The 8,397-nt window shown below is 71.3% G+C and carries 6 protein-coding genes and 2 pseudogenes; 2 read left to right on the top strand and 6 right to left on the bottom strand.

All coding sequences use genetic code 11. From position 1 onward, the window contains the following. Positions 1-967, top strand: a pseudogene (locus D7X32_RS41480) (response regulator); the annotation flags it as partial. 83 nt (positions 968-1,050) lie between these two features. Here D7X32_RS41480 and D7X32_RS41475 read toward each other — a convergent pair. Genes D7X32_RS41475 through D7X32_RS41450 form a run of 6 tightly spaced genes read right to left on the bottom strand, consistent with a single transcriptional unit; the run spans position 1,051 to position 7,833 of the window. Beyond that, entirely contained in the window at positions 1,051-2,193 is a 1,143-nt protein-coding gene (locus D7X32_RS41475) for a hypothetical protein (protein WP_120608033.1), read from the bottom strand. Next, positions 2,190-2,960, bottom strand: coding sequence for a type III pantothenate kinase (locus D7X32_RS41470; RefSeq protein ID WP_120608032.1), 771 nt, complete (start codon positions 2,958-2,960; stop codon positions 2,190-2,192). The genes D7X32_RS41475 and D7X32_RS41470 overlap by 4 nt, the downstream gene beginning before the upstream one ends. 12 nt (positions 2,961-2,972) lie before the next feature. Beyond that, complete coding sequence (locus D7X32_RS41465) at positions 2,973-3,971, bottom strand: biotin--[acetyl-CoA-carboxylase] ligase (RefSeq protein ID WP_167506565.1); 999 nt, start codon at positions 3,969-3,971, stop codon at positions 2,973-2,975. A gap of 13 nt (positions 3,972-3,984) precedes the next feature. After that, positions 3,985-4,620, bottom strand: coding sequence for a hypothetical protein (locus D7X32_RS41460; protein ID WP_120608030.1), 636 nt, complete (start codon positions 4,618-4,620; stop codon positions 3,985-3,987). A gap of 3 nt (positions 4,621-4,623) precedes the next feature. Then, entirely contained in the window at positions 4,624-5,541 is a 918-nt protein-coding gene (locus D7X32_RS41455; RefSeq protein WP_120608029.1) for a HEAT repeat domain-containing protein, read from the bottom strand. Positions 5,542-5,595: 54 nt separating this feature from the next. Continuing rightward, positions 5,596-7,833: an HTH domain-containing protein gene (locus tag D7X32_RS41450; protein ID WP_244239470.1), complete on the bottom strand. Its 2,238-nt coding sequence runs from the start codon at positions 7,831-7,833 to the stop codon at positions 5,596-5,598. Between the two features lie 181 nt (positions 7,834-8,014). On the opposite strand from D7X32_RS41450, the pseudogene D7X32_RS41445 reads away from it, so the two are divergent. After that, a pseudogene (locus D7X32_RS41445) lies at positions 8,015-8,397 on the top strand (outer membrane protein assembly factor BamB family protein); the annotation flags it as partial.

Here is an 8,397-nt window from a genome sequence, read left to right as displayed (position 1 = left end):
CGCCGCGGCCCGCCCCGCCGCCGTCGCCGCACCGGTGACGCCGGTGGCTTCCGGCACGTCCGCCGCGGATCTGGCGGAGCTGCGCAACCTGCGCGCGAAGGTGGCGGAGCTGCAGAGCGCGCTGGAGGACTCGCGAGGCCAGGCGACCCAGGCCGAGGAGCGCGTGCAGTCGCTGGAGTCCGAGCTCCAGGCGAAGGCCACGGAGCTGGAGGCCTCGCGCTCCACCGCCGGCAAGAGCGACAAGGACACCTTCGCGCTGCGTGATACCGTCAACAAGCGCGACAAGGAGATCCTCCGCCTCAAGTCGGAGCTGAACCAGAAGGACCAGGAGATCATCGAGCTGAAGGATCAGCACCTGGAGCTGGAGCAGAAGGCCTCCACCTCCGATGAGGAGCTGAACCGCCGCGACGCGCAGATCAAGACGCTCACCACGCGCACGGAGCAGCTCACCTCGGAGCGCAAGCGCGTGGATCAGCAGCTGGCCACCGCGAAGGAGGAGGCGCGCGGCGCCACCGCGAAGCTGGGCGCGCTGCAGGCGGAGCTGGATCAGCACCAGGCCCAGGCCCAGGAGCTCCAGGGCGAAGTGGAAGGTCTGCGCGCCCAGGTGGCCCAGCAGGACGCGGACCTCCAGGCGACGCGCGAGGAGGCCGAAGGGCTGCGCTCGCAGGTGGAGTCCGCGCAGGGCGAACTGGAAGGCCTCCGTGGCCAGCTGGAGCAGGCGCAGGCGGACCTCTCCAACCAGAGCGCCCAGGCCGCCGCGGACGCGGACAGCCTGCGTGCCCGCATCACCGAGCTGGAGCAGGCGGCGGTGCGCAACGAGGAGCGCGTGACGAAGCTCTACGCGCGCATCAAGGGCGACGAGAAGCTGCGCGAGAAGACGAAGAAGGCGCTCGCCATCGCGCAGCAGCTGCTGGACGAGCCGGGCACCTCCGTGGGCGACGACGCCGACGAGGAAGCCGCGGCCTGAAGCACCGCCGCACCGCCAGACGGGCTCGGTGACGGGCCCGGGGGAAGGCGCGGCTGACCGCCCTCCCCCGCGTTGGCCCCGGACTACTTGCCGCCTTCCTTCTTGGGGGCGGTCTTCTTCTCATGCAGCTTCTTGGCGAAGGACTGCACGGCCGCAGGCACGTTCTTGTCGCGGGCCAGGTCCTTCAGCTCCGCGTCGCGCAGCGTGTTGAGGAACTTCATGGTGACGGTGAGCGGCACCTTGGGGTTCTTCACCAGCGCGAGCTTCACCTTCTGCATCTTCGTCCACTCGCGGTTGTTGTAGATGACGCGCAGCACGTCGTCGTTGATGGCGCGGTTCGCGGCGCACGCGAGCACCTCGCCGTCGGTGATGCGCGGGCTGCGGATGACGGCCACGCAGACCAGCTTGTTGGTGTCGCGGATGAGCGCGGAGCGGGCTTCCTTGTTGCCCAGCGTGCCCAGCTTGATCTTCTCCGCGATGGACATCTTCATGATGCGCTGGGCGAGCGTCATGCGCTTGCCCTCTTCCATGGGCGCGGCGTCCTCGGCCTGCGCCTCCGTGCCCAGCTCCTGGAGGACCTCCTCCGCGGTGGGGCCCGGATCCGGCGGCGCGGCGGCGGCCTGCGGGCCGTAGATGCGCACGCGGGCGGCCTGCATCGCGGGCACGTCCGCCAGCACCAGGCCGCTGCGCACCGCGAAGTCGCAGACGCTGTCCACGAGCGACGCCGGGGCGCCGGGGTTGGTGCACAGGCCGCGGATGATGCCCTCGTTGCGCAGCAGGCGCAGCTGGTTCTGGGAGATGATCTCCGCCACCTTCGGGCTGCACGAGGACGCCACGCTGGCCACGGCGTCGTCCGGCGTCTCCGAGTTGAGGACGAGCATCTCCGCGTAGGCTTCCTTGTCCTTGAGCAGGCCCAGGAAGTAGCCCAGCACGGGCGGCTGCACGCCCTCGTCACGGAGCGCGGAGCCGAGGATGCGCTCCGGCAGCGCCGCGCTCGTCTTGGCGGCCGTCTCGCGCACGTTCGCTTCAGGGTCGAACGTGAGCATGTAGAGCGCGCCCAGCATGTCCGCCGGGTTGAGCGGCACCAGCGACTTGGCCGCCATCATGCGCAGGGGCACGGGGGCGTTGGGGTCCACGTGCTTGCGCAGGTTGGGCGGCAGGAATTCGGCGTTGAAGGGGCAGCCCGGGGGCGGGGCCGGAATGCTGGGGTCAGCGGCGGTGCTCATGACGCGTGATTCCTTCCGTAGATGATGCGCAGCCCCTCCAGGGTGAGGAACTCATCCACCTCCTGGATGGCCTTCGATTCACTGGCCACCAGCGGGGCCAGGCCCCCGGTGGCCACCACTTTCGCGGAGAAGCCCATCTCCGCCTCCATGCGCGCGCACAGGCCGTCCACCATGCTCACGTAGCCGTGGACGAGCCCGGACTGCATGGAGTGCACGGTGTTGCGGCCCACCACGTGGGGCGGACGCGCGAACTCCACGCGAGGCAGCTTGGAGGCGTTCTGGAACAGGGCCTCCATGGAGATGTTGACGCCGGGGCAGATGGCGCCGCCCAGGTACTCGCCCTTGGGCGTCACCGCGTCCAGCGTCGTCGCGGTGCCGAAGTCCACCACGATGAGGCCGCGGTGGTGCTTCTCATAGGCGGCCACCGCGTTGACGATGCGGTCCGCGCCCACCTCGCGCGGGTTGTCGTAGAGGATGGGCATGCCCGTCTTCACGCCCGGGCCCACGAACATGGGGCGCGTCTTGAAGTAGCGCTCGCTCATCTTCTCCAGGCTGAACTGGAGCGGCGGCACCACGCTGGACACGGCCACGGCCTTCACCTGGTTCGCGTCGATACCGCTCCAGGAGAAGAGCTGGCGCACGAGGATGCCGTACTCGTCCGCGCTCCTTCGCGCGCTCGTCTCCAGGCGCCAGTGGTCCAGGAGCCGCCGGCCCTCGTACACGCCCAGGACGGTGTTGGTGTTGCCGACGTCGATGGCCAGGAGCATCGCTTGCGCACTCTAGCGCTGGGGACGCAGCTGCTCCACGTCCCCCGCCAGCACGCGCTCCACGTGGCCGTCCGCCATGCGCACCATGAGCGCGCCCGTGGGGTCGATGTCCTCCGCGAACCCCTCCCAGTCCCCCCGGTCCGTCCGCACCCGGACCTGCACTCCCAGGGTGCTGGAGAGCGCCTTCCAGCGGGTGCGCACCGCGTCGAAGCCGGTGGCCAGGTACGTGTCCAGCCAGGTCTCCAGCCGGGTCCACAGGGCGGCGGCGAAGGGCGCGCGGGCCACCGGCCGCCCCAGCGCCAGGGCGAGCGACGTGGCCGTGGCGCGCAGCTCCTCGGGGAAGTGCTCCTCGCCCGAGTTGAGGTTCACGCCCACGCCCACGATGACGAAGTGCACGCGCTCGGGTTCGGCGGACAGCTCCGTGAGGATGCCGGCCACCTTCCGTCCGGAGATCTGGACGTCGTTGGGCCACTTGATGGCGGCGTCGGCGCCCGCCTCGCGCAGCGTCTCCGCCAGGGCCACGGCGGCCACCAGCGTGAGCTCCGGCGCGCGCTGCGGCGGCAGCTCCGGGCGCAGGATGGCGGAGAAGTACAGGTTGAGGTTCGGCGGAGACACCCAGGCGCGGCCCCGGCGCCCCTTGCCCGCCGTCTGCTGTTCGGCCACCACCACCGTGCCGTGGCCCGCGCCGTCCTGGGCCAGCCGGAAGGCCGCCGCGTTGGTGGAGCCGATGGTGTCGTGGTGGTGAAGCACGCGGCCCACCGCGCGCGTGGCGAGCAGCGGATGGACCTCCAGCGCGGAGAGCCGGTCTGGCCGGCCCACCAGCCGGTAGCCCTTCGCGGGCACCGCATCGATGCGGTAGCCCTTCACGCGCAGGGCCTCCACGTGCTTCCACACCGCCGTGCGCGACAGGCCCAGCCGGGTGGACAGCGCCTCGCCGGAGATGAAGCCCTCCCCGCCTTCCGCGAGGAAGTTCAGGATGCGCGCGTCCTGCGTGAGCTCGGGAGTCTCCACGAGGCGGGCCGCTTCAGTTCTGGGCGGGCGCGGCGGGGGCGGCCGGGGTGCTGGCGCCATCCGCCTTGTAGGAGATGAGCTCCAGCTCCGTCTGCGGCACGCGCTTGCCCTCGTGCTCCGTGGCCACGTCCACGCGGACCAGGCCCACGCCCGCGGCGAAGGTGATCGTGTTGATGAGCGTCGTCTGCGCGTCGACCTTGTTGCGGCCCTCCACGCTCACGCAGTTGGGGAACGAGCCCGCGGGCACCTTGCAGGCGAAGCCCACCTGCACCAGCTGGTAGCGCTCCGTGGACGACACGGACACGACGTTGTTCCAACCGCGTCCGGCCTCCAGCGGGCCGCGCAGCAGGTAGCGCTTGGGGTCGCGCAGGCCGAAGGCGTCCACCGTGAGCTGGCCGCCCTGGTTGTCCAGGAAGTACCCGTCCTGCTCCTTGACGATCTCCACCGTGACGGGCTTGTCGTCGCGGCCGTCGATCCGGTACGTCCACGCGTTGCCCACGGCCAGCGGGTAGTACTGGGCAATGGACTCGGGCGAGGGGCGCGCGTCCGGTTCGACGCGCTTCGCGCATCCGGAGCCCACCAGCGTGGAGGCCAGGAGGGCTAGGCCCCCCACCATCGACAGCGACTGCTTCAGGGACGACTGCTTCATGCGCTAGGGGTCCGCGTGGCTCTGGCCACGCGCCTCCGCGGTTGCGTGGTTGCGTGATGCGTAGAGCGTGTCCAGCGCCTGCTGCGCGGCGGCCTGCACCGACGGCGTGTCGTGGCCCTGGGCCACCGTGTACAGGTACGCCTCCGCCTCCGGGCCGCCAATCTCGCCCACGGCGAAGACGATCTCCTGCAGGAAGCCCGAGTCGCGGCCGCGCGCCAGGTCGATGAGCGCCGGCACCGCGCTCCTGGCCTTCATCTCCGCCAGCGCGCCAATGGTGCGGCGCACCTGCTCCGCGTCGCTGGTGTCCTTGAGCCGTTCAATCAGCAGCGGCGCGGCGGCCGGGTGCTTGCGCTCCGCCAGCGTCCGCAGGGCGAACTCGCGGATGCGCGAGTCGGAGGCCTGCAGGTCCGCCACCAGCGCCTCGTCCGAGCGATCCAACGCGGCCAGTTGCAGCACCGCGGACTCCGTCACCTGCCGCAGCACGCTTTCCAGCGCGGCGCGCATGGCCGTCCGCCGTCCCTCCGCCGAGTCCTCCTCCACCGCCGCCTCGCCCAGGCCCACGACCTCGTAGCGCTGGGGCGTGTTTCCGCCGAAGCGCTCCAGGGAGAGGTTGGCGCCCACTTCCGCGAAGCTGTGCGGGTTGCCGTCCTTCAGCACCTCGCGGGTGAAGGGCACCTCCAGCGACAGGCGCCAGGGGCGGGACTTCTTGGGGACTTCATCGCTCAAGAGCTCGAAGCGGCCCGAGGACGCCAGCGCGTCATCGAAGAGGTCCCGCACGCCTTCCGGGCCGAAACCCAGGAGGGCGTTGTCCTGCAAGGTGGCCCCGGCCATTTCCACCGGCGCCACCGGATAGCGCGGGGCCTGCGAGCGGCAGGCCCCGAGGAACAGCACGCAGGAGGTAAGCAGCAGGGCCGGCTTCATGGCCTCGACAGGCTAACACTCCCGCGTCCACCGCACCCGATTCCGTGCGGAGGATCAGCCCTCCTTGTTGCCCTCGGACGAACCTTCCGTTCCAGGGGACACCGGCGCTTCGTGCACCTCGCGGGCCTCGCGGACTTCCGCGGGCTGCAAGGGCGCTTCGGCGGTGGCTTCTTCCGGAGGCAGCGCCTGCGCGGAGACCGGGGTCACCGCATCGGACGCGGCGTGGGCGGCGTCGGCCCGTACCCGCGCGGCTTCGTCGGACTCCGGCGGAGCCTGCACCGCTTCGCCCGCCTGCCAGGCGTTGCCCGCCGCGGGCGGCGTGGCGGCGGCCTCCTCAGTCGTCGGGCTGGCGGACGCCTCCGTGCTCACCGGCAGGGCCTCACCCGCGAGCGCGACCTGCTCACCGGTGACGCTTCCGCCCGGCGACGGCGCGGCGATGCCACCCGAAGAGTCCACGCCTTCACCGGACGCGACCGCCGCCACCGTGGTGGCACCAGCCTCACCCGTGGTGGCGCCGGCTTCACCCGCGGGCGTGCCCTCCGCTCCGCGCGTGCCACGGCCGCGACGGCCCCGGCGACGGCGGCGGCGGCGCTTGCGCTCGGAGGCGCTGCCTTCGGCGGAGCCGGCTTCGGCGCCCTCCTTGGCTCCACCCACGAAGGCGCTGGCGGCCTCCAGGTCCTCGTCGTCACCCTCGTCGTCGCCCTCCTCGGACTCGTCCTCCTCCGACGTGGGCGTGAACCCGGCGGCGGCCGGCGGCGCGGGGGCCACCGGCGAAGCCTTGGCCTCGGAGCCCTCGGCGGCGGGCTGGGCCGCGTCGCGCGCTTCGGCCCGTTCACGCTGACGGTCACGGCGGCGCTCGGAGCGCTCCTGACGGTCACCGCGCTCGGGACGCTCCACGCGCTCCGGCTTTTCAGCGGTGGTGGTGGAGACCTCCACCTCGCCGCCGCCCTCCTCCTCGCGGGCCTGCTTCTCGCTCTTGCGCTCCTCGCGGCGGCGCTGGGCCTCCTCGGCGTCCAGCTTCGCGGCCTCGAAGAAGCGCTCGTCGATGTCGTACAGCTCCACCTGGGTGACGGTGACGGCGGTCTTCGCCTCCAGGAACTTCTCGCCCAGGGCGTCACCGCACCACAGCATCACCAGCGAGCCGGTGGCCTGCGCCTCGGAGCGCGCGTCGCCACGCACCTCGCCCGCGCTCACCAGCAGACCCACCTGCGCCGAGTAGTGGCCCAGGTCGCGCCGCAGCTCCTGCACCGTCTTGCGGTCGATGCCCGGCATGCCCTTGAGCATGCGCACCGCGTAGCGCAGCTCCACGCTGCCCTCGCGCTTGCGCGCGGTGAGCAGGGGGCCTTCCTTGGAGCGCTTCGCGACCTTCAGCTCGCGGAAGCCCAGCCCGTGCATCATCTTCACCACGGACTTCTCGAAGGTGCCCACGTCCGCGTCGCCCAGGCGCTTGCACAGCCCGCGAGCGACCGCCCGGCGCGCGTCCTTGATGGCCGTGCGCGCGGTGGTGATGAGGGCCTCGTCCACCAGCGGCTCTCCCGCGGCGGCGGGCTTGCCCAGCACCGGGCGGCCCCCCTCCAGCGGGATGCCCAGGGCCTGCGCGAAGGCGGCCTGGAGCTCCAGGGGCGGCGCCTCGCTCGGCGCGCCCGCGCGCTCCAGGGACACTTCCCCGGTCTCCTGGTTGAAGGCGTACTGCGGCCGGCGGCCCGCGTCGATGCGGCGCTGGTTGTCCTCCAGCAGGGCGGTGAGCACCGCCTCCACCGTCGTCTCCTCCGCGCACAGCTCCTTGGCCTTGGCGCGTTCGATGAGCTGATCCGTGCGCAGCCCAGCTTCGGCCTCGCTGAGGATCTCGAACACGACCTCCGGCAGCGGCGGGAAGCGCTTGCGGCGTGCACCCCGCTCTTCATCGCCCTCGTCACGGCGGCGCTTGCGCTCCGTGCCTCGGCCCGACGCGCGGACGTTGTCCGTGCGAGGCTCCGGGTGGCGCTCCACGGGCCGCAGCGGAGGAAGCTCTTCCTCCGGATGCGGCTCCATCACGCCCGTTTGTGCAAGTGCCTCGACGTCCTCGGAGAGCGACCAGTCCGTCAATGCGAAGGTATCCTTCGCCGTGACAATCACCTTGCGATCCCGCGTCCTCCGCGCCATGGCAGCCAGCCGCGACAGCATCGTCACTTCGGGCGTCTTGCCAATGTGGGACAGCAGGCTCAGCTGGATGGACTTCTCCGTGATCTCAAGGAAATGCAGGGGGCGACCTTCGCTCTCCAGTACCCTGAGCGCGGCCTCGTAAAATGTCATCGAGTATTCCCCAAGAATTCCGAACGGTTACAAAAATGTAGGTCCGTATGGGCGGCGGATGCTAGCCACCGCTAAACTGGCTTGTCAACGAACGTCAATGACCCGTCTTCGCATCGGACACCATTGGAAGCGCGAACCGTCAGCTTCCCCGCTCGATTCCATCGCGCTGGAACTGGACGGCGTGAACCTGCTGTCCGGGGCGGTGGAGGAGCCCCTGGCGGAGGTCGTTCCCGCTCTGGTGGAGGCGGTGGCGGCCCTGCACGCGGGGAAGCGGCGGCTGGCGCAGGTGTCCCTCACGGAGGCGCACCTGGAGCTGGTGTTGAGGCGCGTCGGCCCGGACATCGAAATATCCGTGGCCAGCCTCGCCCGGCCCGCCCATCTGCTGCGTCCGCCCATCCGGGTGGACGCCGAGGAGCTGACGAAGGCCACCCGCCAGAGCGGCCAGCGCTTCCTCCAGGACGTCGCGAAGCTCGCGCCCAAGGCCCTGACCGCCGCGGCCGCCCGGAAGCTGGGTGAGGCCCTCAAGGGCCTGGGCAAGGCCGCCCCGCATTCGGAGGCCCCGCC

It is taken from the genome of Corallococcus carmarthensis (genome assembly GCF_003611695.1).
Classification (GTDB): domain Bacteria; phylum Myxococcota; class Myxococcia; order Myxococcales; family Myxococcaceae; genus Corallococcus; species Corallococcus carmarthensis.
Note: the sequence above shows the minus strand (reverse complement) of the source record. Positions and strands in the feature narration are given on the sequence as shown.